A 14,578-nucleotide genomic window follows, 5' to 3' on the forward strand; every position below is an offset into this window, starting at 1 on the left:
TTCCCAACCCGAAAGCGAACGTCATGAACCTCAACCAGCGATCCGCCCGATGGGCCGTGGGCGCAGCCATCCTGCTCACCTCCAGCTTTGCCCTGACCGCCTGCGGTGGCGGAGACACCCAGGCCGGCGGCGACGACAAGACCCTGGTGCTGAGCACCTTCTCCTTCGGCGTCGATGACTACAAAAAGGCCATCCTTGACCCGTTCACGGCGGCCACCGGCATCAAGGTGGAGGTGGAAACCGGCGCCAATGCGGACCGGCTGTCCAAACTGGAGATGAACAAGAACTCCGGTGTGGACGTCATGCTGATCTCCGACTACTACGCGGCAGCCGGGCAGGCCAAGGATCTGTTCGCCAAGGTTGACCCGGCCAAGGTGCCGAACATGGCCAAAGTCGCGCCGTTCGCCGTCGACACCAAACTCAACGGACCGGCCTACACCTTCCAGCTCAACGGCATGATGTACCGGACCGATGTCATGGACGCCGCCAAGGCCGCGCAGTGGGACACCCTCTCCGACCCGGCCAATGCCAAGAAGATTGCGCTGCCCGATATCGCCGCGACGTCGGGGCAGCTGACCCTCTCCGGCTTTTCCACAGCCTACGGTTCCGGCCCCTTCGACGTCGACAAGGGACTGGCGAAGATGGGTGCCCTGGCGCCATCGACCCTGAAGTTCTACACCGCCTCGACCGAGGTGACCAGCCTGCTCCAGCAGAAGGAGATCGTCGCGGCGCCCGCGCTGGACGGCTTTGCGGTCAACCTGGTCAAGTCCGGTGCCCCCGTGGCCTGGACGCCTACGGCGACCGGTAAGTACATGTCCACCAACCGGGCGATGATCGTCAAGGGCACCGCCCACCAGAGCGCGGCGGAGAAGTTCATCGACTACATTCTCTCCGCCCAGGCCCAGACGGCCTCCGCCGCCACCCTCGGTGACAAGCCGGTGAACCCGGAGGCCACCCTTCCGGACAGCCTGCTGAAGGTCTCCGGAGCGGCAGCCAAGGATCCGATTGCGGCAGGCTTCAAGACCCTCGACATGGATCCCATTGTGCAGAACCGCTCCGCCTGGGTGGAGCGCTATGCCCGGGAAGTCACCGCGAAGTGACTCTGCCCGTCATCATCAGCACCGACCCCGGGATTGACGATGCCGTGGCCCTGGCCCTGGCGTTCAGCTCCCCGGAGCTGGAGGTGCTGGCTGTTGCGGCCACGGCGGGCAACGTCTCGCTGGAACAGGCCACCGTGAACACGGCGGCGCTGCTGGATCTGCTGGGAGTGGCAGCGGACTTTCCGGTGCACACCGGTGCCGCATCCCCGTTGACTGGCGGGGAACGGATCGCGGATGAGCCAGTTCACGGGGCGGGCGGTCTGGGCGGGGTCTCTCTGCCCGCCTCGGACCGGCCCATCCTGCCGGATGCCGTGGCTCAGATGGCCCGGCTCATTCTCGACCGCCCGGGGGAGGTCGTTCTCCTCGCGATCGGCCCGCTGACCGACGTGGCACTGCTCTTTGAGCGCTTCCCGGAGACCATTCAGGCGCTGGGCAGCCTGGTGATCATGGGCGGCGCGGTCTTCAGTCAGGGCAATGTGACGTTGAGCGCTGAGTTCAACTTCTTCGCCGATCCCGAGGCCGCGGCCCTGGTGCTGGAGCGTGGCCAGCGGATCGCGCTGGTCCCGCTGGACGTGACGCGCCAGGCGCTGGTGACCCGGGCGATGGCGGTGGAACTGGCTACGCTTCCGTCTCCCGCAGGGGAGATCGGCACCATGCTGCTGGACATGTGCAACACCATGGTGGCCCGCGGACGGCCGGATGTCGCGGTGATGCATGACGCGCTCGCCGTTGCCGCTGTGCTCGAAGACTCTCTGATCACCTGGCAGGAGGCCTCCGCCACGGTGGAGCTGAACGGAACGCTGACCCGTGGGGCCGTGGTGGCGGATATTCGTGGCGTCTCCGGACGCATGCCCAACATCCGCTATGGTCGCGCCGTCGAGGTGGCCGCTTTCCTGGACCTGCTCACCACCCACCTCACCACTCTGGGCTTTCCTGCCGGAGGAACAACCGAAAGGGAATCATCACGATGACGGACTCTGTTTCTGAGAGAGCGTCCTACGAAGCCTTTCTGGATCGCATGCCCAAGACTGATCTGCATGTCCACCTGACGGGCACCGTCCGGGCAGAGACCTTTGCCGAACTGGTGGCGCGGGAGGGCCTGGAGCTGCCCGCCGAACCGCGGGAGATTTTCGCCAATATCAACTCGCGCCCCCCGGACCCAGCGCTGTACCTCAACACCCGGATTCCGGTTCCGCAGGGGCCCGGCGTGGATGAGCCAGCGGTGTCCTACTCGCTGTTCCAGGCCTCCGAATGGGTGCTCGAGTGCCTGCGCTCCGCGGAGGACGTCACCCGGATCACCTATGAGGCCTTCGAAGATGCCCATGCCAGCGCCACCCGCCATCTGGAGCTGTTCTTTGATGAACTGCCGCCCAGCCTGACTGCGCTGGGCTACAACGGCTATGTGGAGGCCATGGCCGAGGGCATCCGCCGGGCCGAGCGGGACTTCGGCATGACCGGTCTGCTCATTGCCGGCATCGACCGGAGCAATTCCGGCGAACATGCCACCACCCTGGTGCAGAACCTGATCGACAACCCGCACCCGGACGTCGTCGGGATCGGTCTGGACAATCTGGAGACCTCCGGCCCGCCGGAGCGCTTTGCGGCCGCCTACCAGCTGGCCGGGCGTCACGGGCTCCGGCGGACGGCACACTCCTCGGAGCACGCACCGCTGGCGACGAACACCATCACCTGCCTGGACGTTCTGGGCTGCGACCGGATCGATCACGGGTATTTTGTGCTGGAGGATGATGCCGTGGTGGCCCGACTGCGCGAGCAGCAGGTCACCTTCACCGGGATCTTCACGACCTCGCGGCGCTCCTGGCGGCCGTGGCGGCGTGCCTCGATCAGGGCCATGATCGAGGCCGGGCTGAAGGTGGTCCTCGCCTCTGACGATCCCGGAATGTTCCCGACCACACTGGCCACCGAATACCGGATTGCCGCCTTCGACCTCGGCCTGCCGCGGGAGACCATGCGGCAGATCGCGCTCAACGGCGTGGACGCCTGCTGGTTGCCGGAGGAAGGCAAAGAGAGCCTGCGCCGTCGCTTCCTGGCCGAGCTGGAGGCCCTGGAATCGGATCTGTTCGATGCCAGGGCCGAGGTGGCGTCCTAAGCCGTAACAGCCAGCGCGTCGATTTCCACCAGCATGACCTCGTGCGGAAGATCCACGAAGACGGTGGTGCGGCTGGGCAGCGCACCGGAAGGAACATTCTCCGTGATGAACTCTCCATACACCTCGTTCATCGCAGCGAAGTCATCCCGGGTGGTCAGGTAGACCCGGAACATGATCACGTCCTCCACCGAGGAGGCGCCTGCCTCGAGGATCGCTTTGACGTTCTCCAGGGTGCGGCGGGTCTGTTCGCGGACATCGCCCGCGCCGATGTACTGGTTGGTGCTCGGGTCCATCGGCCCCTGGCCTGAGACCTGGAACAAGCCGCCCTTCTGGATGCCCTGGGAAAAGACATGGGCCGGTGCGGGGGCGTTCTCGGTCAGGACGACGGTCTTCTGTGTGGTGCCTTCTGCCTTCTGAGAGCTCATGGGTGGGAACCTTTCTGTGGTTGGTATCCAAGGTCGAAGGAAATCGCCTCGGTGGTGGACTGGAGCTCCGGCACAAGTGCCAGAAGCCCCGGAGTATCAAGAAGCATGGTCGGGACCGAAATGGATGCTGCGGCGACCACCGATCCAGTGGCCCCGCGGATCGGGGCTGCGATGCAATGCACCAGGGGCTCATGTTCGCTGTCATCGTGGGCCCAGCCCTGGCGGGCCACCACTTCGAGCTCGGCCAGCAGGGCAGCGGGGGAGTCCAGGGTGTTCTCCGTCGCCCTGACGTAGTCCAGGCCCTCGGCGATGGCGGCGCGCCGGGCCTGCGGCAGATCGGCCAGGATCACCTTGGCCACCGCGGCGGAATGCTGCGAAGCGGTCAGCCCGATCCGCGAGTACATCCGCACCGGGTGGTGGGATTCGAATTTGTCGATGTACACCACCTCAGAGCCCTCCCGGGCAGCCAGATGGATGGTGTGCCCGGTCGACTCGTTGAGCGCAGCGAGGTGCGGCCTGGCCACAGCCCGAAGGTCACGTTGTTCCAGAGCCTGACCGGACAGCCTGAAGAACGCCGAACCGAGCTGGTAGCGCTGATGAGCATCCCGGACCACGAACCGTCGGTCCTCCAAATCGTGCAGCAGCCGCATCACCGTCGTCTTATGGACCTCCACCTGGGAGGCCAGCTCATCGAGCGTGGCGGGGCGCTCGGCCAGCTGGGCCAGGAGGTCCAGCGCTCGCAGCAGGCTCTGGCTCACCGGAGATAGCCGCCGTCGAGCACGGGGGAGTCGATTCGCTCCTCGGTGACCGTCGTCGCGTTCCACTCCTCCTCGGTACAACCGAGCAGCACGGCCAGCGCGCTCTCCTCGGGAAGCTGGCCTCGGTCGGCATGAACCGTGAGAGTGCAGGCCGCCGCCAGATGCCCTCGTCGCAGGCAGGAGCGTTCGTCCAGACCCAACAACACACCACTGAGATAACCGGCCGCGAAGGAATCACCGGCTCCGATGGGCTCAGCGATCTCCACGGTCAGTGCCGCCACCTCTTCGCGGGGTGCCGTATCTTCGGGCTGGGTCTTGTCCGCTCGGCGCAGCGAGATGGCGGTGTGGGCGTCGTTCTTGATCACCAGGGTGCCCGGGGTGGGGAGCAGCGCGCGGAGTTCGGCTTCGTCGCGGGTGCCGAAGGCAAGCAACGCTTCATCGGCGCCCAAAAGGACGATATCGGCGAGATTGGCCAGCGTGCGCAGCACTGTGGGATCGCCATCGCGCCACAGGGCCGGGCGCCAGTTGAGATCGAAGCTGATCAGCTGGTCCCGGCGCGGTCTGGCCAGTAGTCGGTGGCACAGCTCCAGGCAGCTGGGCGAGAGCGCCGCCGTGATACCGCTGAAATGAATCAGTCCCGCCTCGTCCAGACGCTGTGCCACTGCGCGGTCCTCCAGGAACTCCCCGCTCATGGCCGAGGCGGCCGAGCCTGCCCGGTAATACAGCAGCTCACTGTCGCCAGGATTCTTCGAGGAGGCCTTCACGTACACCCCGGTCTGGCGTTCTGGATCGAGCTGTACCGCGGCCACCTCCACACCCTGGCTGCCCAGCGAATCGAGGATGCGTCGGCCAAAACTGTCATTGCCCACGCGGCTGATCCAGCTGCTCGGGATGCCCAGCGCAGCCAGGCCGAGTGCCACATTGGATTCAGCGCCGCCGATGCCGTAGCGCAGTTCATGGGTGTATCGCAGGGACTCGCCGGGTGGGGGACTCAGGACGGCCATGGTCTCACCCAGGCAGACGGCCTTCTGCATACTGGCTCCTTTGGCGTTGCGCCCCGAGGTGATCCGGGCGCTGCAGTGGTGGGAGGCGCCTTGACGCCGATTTCTCGCTCATGTTAGACATAAGTCACACAATTCTGCAATCTGCATTGCGTATTATGCAACGCAACGATCTGCAGCGGAGATTCCAAGGAGTGCACGGATGGGCCAGGCCATCGATCTGAAGGCGGTGCGCGGAATCGCCGACTCGACAGTGGGCAGTTCTTCCGTGCCCGGGGCGATTCTCGACTGGCGGCTGAAATCGTTGCCTCCCGCGGCCGAGGGCCTCAGTATTGCTGAGTTTCTGGCCACCGGCCCCCGGCTGGCCGATCTGCAGACTCCTCTGCTGACGCTGGACGAGAGTGCACTCAGCGCCAATATTGAACACTTCGCCGCCTGGTGCGAGCGTCACGCTGTGAAGCTGGCCCCGCACGGAAAAACCACGATGGCACCCCAGCTCTGGGCGAGGCAACTGGACCGGGGCGCCTGGGGTGTGACGGTGGCGAATCTCGCCCAGCTGCGGGTGGCTGTGCACTTTGGCGTCGGCACCGTGATGGTGGCCAACTCGCTGACCGATCCGATCGCCATCCGCTGGGCTGCGGAACAGGCCGCTGCCGGAACCCGCATCGTGTCCTGGGTGGACAATATCCAGACGGTCCAGCGCATCGACGCCGTGCTGGCCGGAACCGGGCTGAGCCTTGACGTCCTCGTGGAACTGGGCGCGCCCGGCGGACGTACCGGGGCGCGCACCCCGGAGGCGGCGCGAGAGGTCGCGGACGCCGTCGTTCATTCCGAGCACCTGTCCCTGCGGGGCGTGAGCGGCTACGAAGGCTCACTGGCCCATACTGCCGAGGCTTCAGCCCTGGCCGCGGTGCGCAGCTATCTGATCAGCCTTCGTGCCCTGCACACCGAACTGACCCAGGCAGGGGCGTACGCGCCCGGGGAGGTGATCGTCACCGCAGGTGGCAGCGCTTACTTCGATCTCGTCGTGGAGGAACTGGCCGATCTGGCTGGTGAGGATTCGGCAGGTGACCAGACTTCAGTGGTGCTGCGCAGCGGCGCCTATCTGGTGCACGACAACGGCTTCTACGAGCAGATTTCCCCGTTTTCCCGGACGCCGGGGGAGCAGCCACTCGTCGCGGGGATGCACGGTTGGGCCCGGGTAGTGTCCCTGCCGGAGCCAGGGCTGGCGATTCTTGATGCCGGCAAGCGGGACCTGCCCTTCGATGAAGGACTGCCGGTGCCACAGGGAGTGGCCGCCGAACTGGGGGCGCCGCTGCGCCCGCTCGGCGGTGCGGGCCAGGCGGCGAGCATCGTCGCGATCAATGACCAGCACTGCTACCTGCGGTTCGATGCCGGGACCGATGACCTGCGCATCGGCGAGGTGGTCCGGCTGGGCCTCTCGCACCCCTGCACGGCGTTCGATAAATGGCAGCTGATCCCGGTGCTGGACCAGGTGGATTCCGGGCAGGTCGTTGACCTGATCCGCACTTTCTTCTGAACCGGTGGTTGCGAAGAAGCATATGCAGAAACCCATGACCACCCTCTTGAGCAGCGACACCCTGCTGAGCAATGCGACCGTGATCGATGGTAGCGGCGCCCCGGGGTACCAGGCGGACGTTCTGCTGAGGGGCGAGCGCATTCAGCGCATTGCACCCCCGGGCTCGCTGCTCGCCGCGGTCTCAGCAGAATCGGGCCACCACCACATCGACGCCTCGGGTCTGGTGCTCTCCCCGGGGTTCATTGATATGCATGCCCACTCCGACCTGAGCCTGCTGCTCAATCCTGACCATGAGGCCAAGCTCAGCCAGGGAGTCACCACGGAGCTCCTGGGCCAGGACGGGCTCTCCTATGCGCCGGTGGACGAGCCGACTCTGGCAGCAATCCGTCAGAAGATCGCGGGCTGGAACACCAACCCGGTGGACGCTGATTTCACGTTCGACTGGCGCAGCGTGGGTGAGTACCTGGACCGACTGGACCGCTCAGCCATCGCCACGAATGCCGCCTATCTGGTGCCTCAGGGGACGGTCCGCGCCCTGGTCGTGGGTTTCGATGACAGTGCCGCCTCCCCGGAGCAGTTGTGCCGGATGCGGGAGGTCGTGCGGGAGTCGATGGAGCAGGGCGCGGTGGGTCTGTCCTCCGGCCTGACCTACACGCCCGGCATGTATGCCGACGATGCCGAGTTGGCCGCCCTGTGCAGCGTGGTCGCCGAGCTGGGCGGCTTCTACGCTCCGCATCACCGCTCCTACGGTAAGGGTGCGCTTGCGGCCTATGCGGAGATGATCGCGCTCGCTCAGCAGACCGGCTGCCCTCTGCACCTCACCCACGCCACGATGAATTTTGCGGAGAACAAGGGGCGCGCGGCCGAGCTTCTGGCCCTGATCGACCAGGCGCTCGGTGCCGGCCTGGACGTGAGCCTGGACAGCTACCCCTACCTGCCCGGTGCGACGACGCTTTCCGCCCTGCTACCCAGTTGGGCCACTGCAGGAAGCCCGGAGGACACGCTGGCCCGCCTCACCGATCCGCCCACCCGGGCGGCCATTCGCGAGGCCGTGGAGATCTACGGCTCGGACGGCTGCCACGGGGTCGTGGCCGAATGGCAGACCGTGGAGATCAGCGGCGTCCAGAGGCCGGAGCTGGCCGGATACGTGGGCCAGACCGTGGAGCAGATCGCACAGCAGGAGGAGCGCGAAGCCTTTGAGGTCTTTGTCGATCTGTTGATCCGGGACGGCCTGGCCACCGGCATTCTGCAGCATGTGGGCCATGAGGAGAACGTCCGCCAGATCATAAAGCACCGCACGCATACCGGGGGCAGCGATGGCATTCTGGTGGGCAGCAAGCCCCACCCCCGCGCCTGGGGGACCTTCCCGAGATTTCTGGGCCACTACAGCCGCGAGTTGGGGTTGCTGAGCCTGGAGGAGATGGTGCACCACCTGACCGGTCGACCGGCCGCGCGGCTCCGGCTGGCCGGGCGCGGGTTGGTCCGGGAGGGGTATGCGGCAGACCTGGTGCTCTTCGACCCGGAGCAGATCGCCGATCGTGCGACCTTCGATCAACCGTGCCAACCCTCCGTCGGAATCCAGGCCGTCTTCGTCAACGGAGAGCTGGCTGTCGATGCCGGTCGGCTCACCGGCGTGCGAGCCGGCCGGACGCTGCGCCGCCACAGTGACGGGTCAACCCAGTGACGGGTCAGTACAGTGACCGGGCAACCCGATGATCGACGCGCTGTTTCCACGAATTCCCACAACCACCAGCCAGCTCAGGAGATCTGATGAGTTCTGATTCCACCGACCGTTTTCTCGCCCAGCTCGCCAGCGATCGCACCCTCGCCGTGGTGCGTGCCGAGGCGATCCCGGATGTTGCCGCACTCTGCCGGGCACTCGTGGCCGGTGGTATTCACTGCGTGGAATTCACCTTCACCACTCCGGGGGTGCTGGAGTTGATTCGGACGGCGGCGGAGAACGTTGCCAGCCACGGCGCCATCGTGGGCGTGGGCACGGTGATGACCGCCACGCAGGCCAAAGCCGCCATTGACGCCGGAGCCCAGTTTCTGGTCACTCCCGGGTTACGCCCAGCCGTGGCGCAGGAGGCAGTGGCGGCGGGGGTGCCGATCACGCTCGGTGCGATGACGCCCAGCGAAGTGGCTGTGGCGATGGATCTCGGTTCCAGTGCGGTCAAGATCTTCCCGGCCCGGAACCTGGGCCCGGCCTACCTCAGGGACCTGCACGGCCCGTACCCGGAGGTGCAACTGCTGCCCTCCGGCGGCATCGACGCCTCCAATGCGGCCAGCTATCTGCAGGCCGGTGCGCTCGCCGTCGCCTGCGGAACGTCGGTGGTCTCACCGGCCACGGTGGCGGCGGGGGACTGGGGTACCATCACCGCCCGGGCCACGGAGTTCACGTCCAGTCTGAGCTGAATCAGTTTGGGCTGATCGTCAGATCCAGCCCGGCTCAGATCCAGCGATATTCGTTTTCCGGCCGCCCAGGTGTGCCATAGCGCGGCATCCGACGCACCGAGCCCCGATCACTTAGATACTCCAGGTACCGCCGGGCAGTCACCCGGGACACTCCCAGGGCGTCGGTGACCTGCTGGGCGGACACCGGAGCGTCCTGCTGCTGGAGGAAACGTTCGATGCCGTCCAGCGTCTGGGCGGAGAGGCCCTTGGGAAGCTGGGCGGCTACGGGCGTACGGAGGCTGGCAAAGGCCCGGTCCAGCTCGGCCTGGCCAAGGGCGGTTCCTCTGCTTCCCGAGGCGGCGGAGGGCTCCCCGAGTTGCCGACGGAAATCTCGGTAGTTCTGCAGCTTTTCGGCGAAGGTGGCATAGCTGAAGGGCTTGATCAGATACTGCACCATGCCGGAGGAGATGGCACCACGCACCACGGCGAGCTCGCGCACCGCCGTCACCGCGATCAGGTCCACGGAACTTCCCGCGCTACGCAGCCGTTTGGCCACATCCAGACCATGCAGGTCCGGCAGATTCATATCCAGCAGCACCACATCGACCGCCTCCGGGTGTTCGCGGAGAAAACGCAGCGCAGATTGCCCATCTGAGACCGACCCAGCCAGTTCAAAGCCGTCCAGCCTCTGAACGTACAGGGCATGAGCTTCCGCCATGATCGGCTCATCTTCCACGACCAGGACCCGGATCATGAGGCGCCTTCCTGCGGCAGGGTGACGGTGAATTCAGCGTTCTCGGAGACCTCCAGTGTTCCACCCAGACGTTGGACTGCCTGCTGCACCAGGGCCAGTCCGATCCCGCGGCCCGTTGCATCGGTGGCTTTGGTGCTGAAACCGCGGCGCAGGATCTCCGCCGGGTCAATGCCGCCGAGTCCCGGCCCGCTGTCCGCGACCTGGAGCCGGACGGTGTGCTGTGCCGGATCGCGGATCAGGCTCAGCGAGACCCAGCGCGATGCCGCCTCTCTGGTCGCGGTTTGCGCAGCGGCATCGAGCGCATTATCGAGCAGATTGCCCACGATCGTCATCGCCGCATGAGCTCCGAGCCCTTCCAGGGAGGCCCCAGCGTCCCAGCTGACGCGCAGCTCGATGCCACGCTCTGCGGCCTGCGCCATTTTGCCCATCACCAGTGCGGAGAGAATCGGCTCCCGATCGGCATCGATCACCTCATCCACCAACTGCTGGCTGAGCGCCAGGCCTTCGGTGGCAAAAGCGAGGGCCTGATCCGCCCGGCCCAGTTCCAGCAGCGAGGCCATGGTGTGCATCTGATTGGCGTGCTCGTGAGTCTGCGCGCGCAAGGCGTCGGTGAGAGTCCGGGTGGAGCGGAGTTCGTCGCCCAGCCGTTCCAGCTCAGTGTGGTCCTGAAGGGTGGTCACGGTGCCCCGACCGGACACCTTGCCAGGGGCTGCTCCGGGCAGGGTGGCCTGCTCCTGGGTCACGACCAACAGCCGGCCCTCGTTGAGGTGAATCTCATCCCGGGCCACCCGACCGCTGCGCAACAGGTCCTTCAGCCCTGGGGAGACATCCAGAGTGTCCAGGGCCGGTGGGCGGAGCCCTTCCTGAGGCCGCGGGATGCCCAGAAGATCAGCGGCCTGATCGTTGTACATGACCAGTTGCCCGTGTTGATCCATCAGCACCAGCCCATCGCGCACCGAGTGCAGTACCGACTCGTAATAGCTGAACAGCTGGCCCAGACGTTCAGGTCCCCAGCCCAGAGTGACCCGACGCAGATAACGGCCCAGCAGCAGAGCGGTCAGCGTGCCCAGGAGCAGCAGGCCCAGACCTACGCCCACGATCAGCGGGATCCGGCCGTTGAGTGCGATCTCCACGGTGCTGACCGTCATTCCCACCGCAACCATGCCCCGGACGGTGCCGGAGGCATCCAGAATCGGGACGATGCTGCGCACCGAGGGACCCAGGGTTCCCACTGTGACCTCGGTGAACGGCTTCCCGGCGAGCGCCTGGTCCACCGAACCGATATAGGGCTTACCGACTTCGGCCGGATTGGGATGAGTCCACCGGGTGCGGTCCGGGGCCATGATCGTGACGAAGTCGACCCTCGTCCCACGGTTGACGACGGCGGCATACGGCTGCAGCAGCGCGCTCGGCTGCGGGCTGGACGTAGCGGCGAGCACCGATGGGGAGGCGGCAATGGTCGTGGCGATGGCCATGGTCTGTTCGGCGGCCTGAGCATAGGCGCGGTCCCGGGAGTCGACGAAGGCGGCAGCGACCACCACGGTGGTGATCAGCACGATGAACAGTAGCTGGCCCACCAGCAGCCGCCCCGCAATGCTCCAGCGACGCATCCGCTCCTCCCTTCACGTTCTGTTGTGGTTTCCCGTTCTGCCCGTGGTTCCGGTACATCACCCATGACCAATATGACCGCAAACGTGACCTGCGTCACGGCCTTTGGCACAGTGTCTCGAGGAATCAGAGCGGGCGTCCCCTGAAGAACGCCCCCACACTACCGGAGGACCCATGAACTCTCGACGAGGAGAGGCACCCGCTGGCGGAACGCCGTCCAGCGTCCAGGCCGCCCGCCCACCCCGTAAGGGCCTGGACAAGACCCACTGGCTCTATCTGGCCGTCATCGTGGCCGTGCTGCTGGGCGTCGCACTCGGTCTGATCGCCCAGAGCACCGCAGCGCCGGGTCAGACGACCAAGAACTTCGCCACGGACCTCAAGCCGCTGGGCGACATTTTCGTGAACCTGATCAAGATGCTGATCGCGCCGGTGATCTTCTGCACCATCGTGACCGGTATCGGGTCCATCACCAAGGCCGCCACCATCGGCAAAGTCGGTGGGCTGGCGCTGGTCTACTTCCTGGTCATGTCGACGTTTGCGCTGGCTATCGGTCTGGTGGTCGGCAACATCGTGCACCCCGGGGCCGGGTTGAAACTCCAGGCGTACAAGCCCTCTGCCAGCGGCGGAACCGGCAATGCCCTCTATGACTTCATTCTGGACATCATCCCGCCCGGCATTCCGGTGCTGCCCACGCTTTTCGTGGCGCTGCTGATAGGTTTTGCCGTGCAGCGAATGGGCAAGGCTGGGGAGCCGATTCTCCGGGCCGTGAAAATCGCGCAGGCGCTGGTCTTCCGGATCCTGATGATGATCATGTGGTTGGCCCCGATCGGTGCCTTCGGCGCCATCGCGGCGGTCGTGGGGGCCACCGGCTTTGAAGCCGTGAAGTCCATGGTGGTGCTGATGCTCGGCTTCTATGCCACCTGCATCCTGTTCATCGTGCTGGTGCTGGGCACCGTGCTGTATCTCGTCTCACGGGTGAACATCTTCGCCCTCATGAAGTATCTGGCCCGCGAGTACCTGCTGATCTTCTCCACCTCCTCCTCGGAGGCCGCCCTGCCCCGGTTGATCGCCAAAATGGAGCACCTGGGCGTGTCACGTCCGGTGGTGGGCATCACGGTTCCCACGGGCTATTCCTTCAACCTGGACGGCACCGCGATCTACCTCACCATGGCCTCCCTGTTTGTGGCCAACGCGATGGGTATCGAGATGAACTTCGGCGAGCAGATCTCGCTGCTGGTGTTCATGATCATCGCTTCCAAGGGTGCAGCCGGTGTCTCCGGAGCTGGCCTGGCCACCCTGGCCGCCGGTCTGCAGGCACACCGGCCGGAACTGCTCAACGGCGTCGGGGTGATTGTCGGCATCGACCGTTTCATGTCAGAAGCCCGTGCGCTGACCAACTTCACCGGCAATGCTGTGGCCACGGTGCTGATTGGGACCTGGGTGCGGGAAATTGATCGTGCCCAGGTGGATCGGGTGCTCTCCGGTGCGGAGCCTTTCGATGAGGCAACCATGCAGGCTGACGGGCATGAACTGGTTGCTGCGGCTGCTTAGCTGAGCTGGTTGCTCGCGCTGGTCACCTGGTTGCGGTGGTCCGACGCCGCAGCCGGGTGCCCCACCAGAAGGCCAGCAGGCTGAGCAGCATCTGCGCAGGATAGGCCACGGGCGGCACTCCGCCGGAGACCAGACAGATCAGCACCGGCAGCAGTGTGATCAGTGTCAGGGGCGCAGCCAGCCACCGCTGCCGGTGATCTGTGCTCAGGCGGCCAGCGAATGCACCAATGCCGCCAGTGCGGCGGCACACAGTGCGGCCAGCCCCGGCGGGCCCGGACTCGTGGTCCCTTCCAGTCCCAGAGCCAGGACAAGTGCGATGGCGGCACCGGCCAGCGCAGGCCACAGTAGCGAGCGGACAAAACCGGGCTGGATGAAGCCGCGACGGTGGACCGGAAGAGGAAGCCACCAGGAGGTCTGTGGCACCGTCATGGCGATCGGTCCCAAGGAGAGCTCCACCGCCAGCAGGGCTCCGGCCAAGGTCAACAGTAGCGTTGCGGCTGCCTGTTCGGGTGCAAGGTGCTGAAAGCCGGCAGTCACGGCCGATGCCGACCAGCCCGGCTCCGCTGCCAGGCCCAGAGACTCGCGCAACTGGACTACCAGCGCGCCGGACATGACGACCAGGACGAGCGTGCCCAGAACATCGGTGTAGCCCTCGGAGACCAACTTCATCAGGCCATCCTCGCTGCGGACCAGTCCTGCGCGGAAGGTGTAGGTGCGGATTTCCCGAGCGCTCAGGCCGCTAGTGGTTTCTGACATCGCTGCCACTGGTGCCCCTTAGTCCGCTGCGGGTTTTCGGCGGAGATTGCCACAGCAGCGGCCTCCGGTGTCATGACGCGGACAGCGTCCGCGATGAACATCGCCCCGGTGGCCACCGTTCGGACGAAGGCGGGATCGTGCGAGACCACCAGCAGCGCCAGCCCCCGGTTCACTTCGGCCCGCAATCGCTCCGCCAGTCGAGTGCGCATGGCCGTATCCAGGCGTTGCCCGGGCTCGTCCAACACCAGCAGGGAGCGGGACCGGACGAAGGCTGCTGCCAGCAGCATGCGTCGGCGTTGCCCGGAGGAGAGCCGATGGGGCAGCGAGGACTGCTCGCCAGCGAGGCCGAAGAACTCCAGCTCGGCGTCGATCAACTCCTTGACATTGGTAGCACCATGCCCGGCCGCCACGATCGCCACCTAACCCGGCGTGGCTTCAGGTTCTACCTGAAGCTTGAGGCTCGCGGGCGTTCCGGGGCAGGGTCCACGCACCCCGGTGACCGTTCGGTAACGTAGAGGTCAAACAGCAGGTGAACATCGCAGGATCCGGCGCCATGCCGAGTGCAGATGATGGACCGAGAA

At 65.9% G+C, this 14,578-nt stretch carries 15 protein-coding genes; 7 read left to right on the forward strand and 8 right to left on the reverse strand.

The genetic code is table 11. The features are described from left to right. Positions 1 to 23: 23 nt before the first annotated feature. Genes QQM37_RS00125 through QQM37_RS00135 form a run of 3 tightly spaced genes read left to right on the forward strand, consistent with a single transcriptional unit; the run spans position 24 to position 3,210 of the window. Positions 24 to 1,100, forward strand: a complete 1,077-nt coding sequence (locus QQM37_RS00125; RefSeq protein ID WP_285723822.1) for an extracellular solute-binding protein — start codon at positions 24 to 26, stop codon at positions 1,098 to 1,100. Next, positions 1,097 to 2,071: a nucleoside hydrolase gene (locus QQM37_RS00130; RefSeq protein ID WP_285723824.1), complete on the forward strand. Its 975-nt coding sequence runs from the start codon at positions 1,097 to 1,099 to the stop codon at positions 2,069 to 2,071. Before QQM37_RS00125 ends, QQM37_RS00130 begins: the two co-directional genes overlap by 4 nt. A 47-nt stretch (positions 2,072 to 2,118) precedes the next feature. Then, entirely contained in the window at positions 2,119 to 3,210 is a 1,092-nt protein-coding gene (locus QQM37_RS00135) for an adenosine deaminase family protein (RefSeq protein WP_285723826.1), read from the forward strand. On the opposite strand, the gene QQM37_RS00140 is transcribed toward QQM37_RS00135, so the two are convergent. The 3 genes from QQM37_RS00140 to QQM37_RS00150 are packed head-to-tail and all read right to left on the reverse strand — an operon-like array spanning position 3,207 to position 5,427. After that, entirely contained in the window at positions 3,207 to 3,635 is a 429-nt protein-coding gene (locus QQM37_RS00140; protein WP_285723828.1) for a RidA family protein, read from the reverse strand. The genes QQM37_RS00135 and QQM37_RS00140 overlap by 4 nt on opposite strands. After that, entirely contained in the window at positions 3,632 to 4,393 is a 762-nt protein-coding gene (locus tag QQM37_RS00145) for an IclR family transcriptional regulator (protein WP_285723830.1), read from the reverse strand. Before QQM37_RS00145 ends, QQM37_RS00140 begins: the two co-directional genes overlap by 4 nt. Further along, complete coding sequence (locus QQM37_RS00150) at positions 4,390 to 5,427, reverse strand: sugar kinase (protein WP_285723832.1); 1,038 nt, start codon at positions 5,425 to 5,427, stop codon at positions 4,390 to 4,392. Before QQM37_RS00150 ends, QQM37_RS00145 begins: the two co-directional genes overlap by 4 nt. A 169-nt stretch (positions 5,428 to 5,596) precedes the next feature. On the opposite strand from QQM37_RS00150, the gene QQM37_RS00155 reads away from it, so the two are divergent. The 3 genes from QQM37_RS00155 to QQM37_RS00165 all read left to right on the forward strand — a co-directional run bounded on the left by QQM37_RS00155 (position 5,597) and on the right by QQM37_RS00165 (position 9,349). Continuing rightward, positions 5,597 to 6,934: an alanine racemase gene (locus QQM37_RS00155; RefSeq protein WP_285723834.1), complete on the forward strand. Its 1,338-nt coding sequence runs from the start codon at positions 5,597 to 5,599 to the stop codon at positions 6,932 to 6,934. 34 nt (positions 6,935 to 6,968) lie between these two features. Further along, on the forward strand, positions 6,969 to 8,618 hold the full coding sequence (locus QQM37_RS00160) for an N-acyl-D-amino-acid deacylase family protein (protein ID WP_285723836.1): 1,650 nt from the start codon (positions 6,969 to 6,971) through the stop codon (positions 8,616 to 8,618). A gap of 86 nt (positions 8,619 to 8,704) precedes the next feature. Further along, positions 8,705 to 9,349 (forward strand): bifunctional 4-hydroxy-2-oxoglutarate aldolase/2-dehydro-3-deoxy-phosphogluconate aldolase, encoded by a 645-nt coding sequence (locus tag QQM37_RS00165; RefSeq protein WP_285723839.1) that lies wholly within the window; start codon positions 8,705 to 8,707, stop codon positions 9,347 to 9,349. 34 nt (positions 9,350 to 9,383) lie between these two features. On the opposite strand, the gene QQM37_RS00170 is transcribed toward QQM37_RS00165, so the two are convergent. Beyond that, entirely contained in the window at positions 9,384 to 10,082 is a 699-nt protein-coding gene (locus QQM37_RS00170) for a response regulator (RefSeq protein WP_285723841.1), read from the reverse strand. Then, on the reverse strand, positions 10,079 to 11,692 hold the full coding sequence (locus QQM37_RS00175; protein ID WP_285723843.1) for a sensor histidine kinase: 1,614 nt from the start codon (positions 11,690 to 11,692) through the stop codon (positions 10,079 to 10,081). The genes QQM37_RS00170 and QQM37_RS00175 overlap by 4 nt, the downstream gene beginning before the upstream one ends. Positions 11,693 to 11,864: 172 nt before the next feature. Here QQM37_RS00175 and QQM37_RS00180 point away from each other — a divergent pair, with 172 nt between their 5' ends. Continuing rightward, positions 11,865 to 13,241: a cation:dicarboxylate symporter family transporter gene (locus QQM37_RS00180; protein WP_285723845.1), complete on the forward strand. Its 1,377-nt coding sequence runs from the start codon at positions 11,865 to 11,867 to the stop codon at positions 13,239 to 13,241. 22 nt (positions 13,242 to 13,263) lie between these two features. Here QQM37_RS00180 and QQM37_RS00185 read toward each other — a convergent pair whose 3' ends face one another. The 3 genes from QQM37_RS00185 to QQM37_RS00195 are packed head-to-tail and all read right to left on the reverse strand — an operon-like array spanning position 13,264 to position 14,407. Further along, positions 13,264 to 13,386, reverse strand: a complete 123-nt coding sequence (locus tag QQM37_RS00185; protein WP_285723847.1) for a hypothetical protein — start codon at positions 13,384 to 13,386, stop codon at positions 13,264 to 13,266. 59 nt (positions 13,387 to 13,445) lie between these two features. Beyond that, entirely contained in the window at positions 13,446 to 13,997 is a 552-nt protein-coding gene (locus tag QQM37_RS00190; RefSeq protein ID WP_285723849.1) for a hypothetical protein, read from the reverse strand. Continuing rightward, entirely contained in the window at positions 13,973 to 14,407 is a 435-nt protein-coding gene (locus tag QQM37_RS00195) for an ABC transporter ATP-binding protein (RefSeq protein ID WP_285723851.1), read from the reverse strand. Before QQM37_RS00195 ends, QQM37_RS00190 begins: the two co-directional genes overlap by 25 nt. Positions 14,408 to 14,578: the final 171 nt, after the last annotated feature.

This window comes from Psychromicrobium xiongbiense, assembly GCF_030271165.1.
GTDB lineage: Bacteria > Actinomycetota > Actinomycetes > Actinomycetales > Micrococcaceae > Renibacterium > Renibacterium xiongbiense.

What these genes read in the sequence shown, in the direction of transcription:
- QQM37_RS00135 (WP_285723826.1), top strand. Translation starts at nt 2,119, where the DNA reads ATGCCCAAGACTGATCTGCATGTCCACCTGACGGGCACCGTCCGGGCA.
- QQM37_RS00190 (WP_285723849.1), bottom strand. Translation starts at nt 13,997, where the DNA reads ATGTCAGAAACCACTAGCGGCCTGAGCGCTCGGGAAATCCGCACCTAC.
- QQM37_RS00180 (WP_285723845.1), top strand. Translation starts at nt 11,865, where the DNA reads ATGAACTCTCGACGAGGAGAGGCACCCGCTGGCGGAACGCCGTCCAGC.
- QQM37_RS00125 (WP_285723822.1), top strand. Translation starts at nt 24, where the DNA reads ATGAACCTCAACCAGCGATCCGCCCGATGGGCCGTGGGCGCAGCCATC.
- QQM37_RS00155 (WP_285723834.1), top strand. Translation starts at nt 5,597, where the DNA reads ATGGGCCAGGCCATCGATCTGAAGGCGGTGCGCGGAATCGCCGACTCG.
- QQM37_RS00150 (WP_285723832.1), bottom strand. Translation starts at nt 5,427, where the DNA reads ATGCAGAAGGCCGTCTGCCTGGGTGAGACCATGGCCGTCCTGAGTCCC.
- QQM37_RS00170 (WP_285723841.1), bottom strand. Translation starts at nt 10,082, where the DNA reads ATGATCCGGGTCCTGGTCGTGGAAGATGAGCCGATCATGGCGGAAGCT.
- QQM37_RS00175 (WP_285723843.1), bottom strand. Translation starts at nt 11,692, where the DNA reads ATGCGTCGCTGGAGCATTGCGGGGCGGCTGCTGGTGGGCCAGCTACTG.
- QQM37_RS00165 (WP_285723839.1), top strand. Translation starts at nt 8,705, where the DNA reads ATGAGTTCTGATTCCACCGACCGTTTTCTCGCCCAGCTCGCCAGCGAT.
- QQM37_RS00160 (WP_285723836.1), top strand. Translation starts at nt 6,969, where the DNA reads ATGACCACCCTCTTGAGCAGCGACACCCTGCTGAGCAATGCGACCGTG.
- QQM37_RS00140 (WP_285723828.1), bottom strand. Translation starts at nt 3,635, where the DNA reads ATGAGCTCTCAGAAGGCAGAAGGCACCACACAGAAGACCGTCGTCCTG.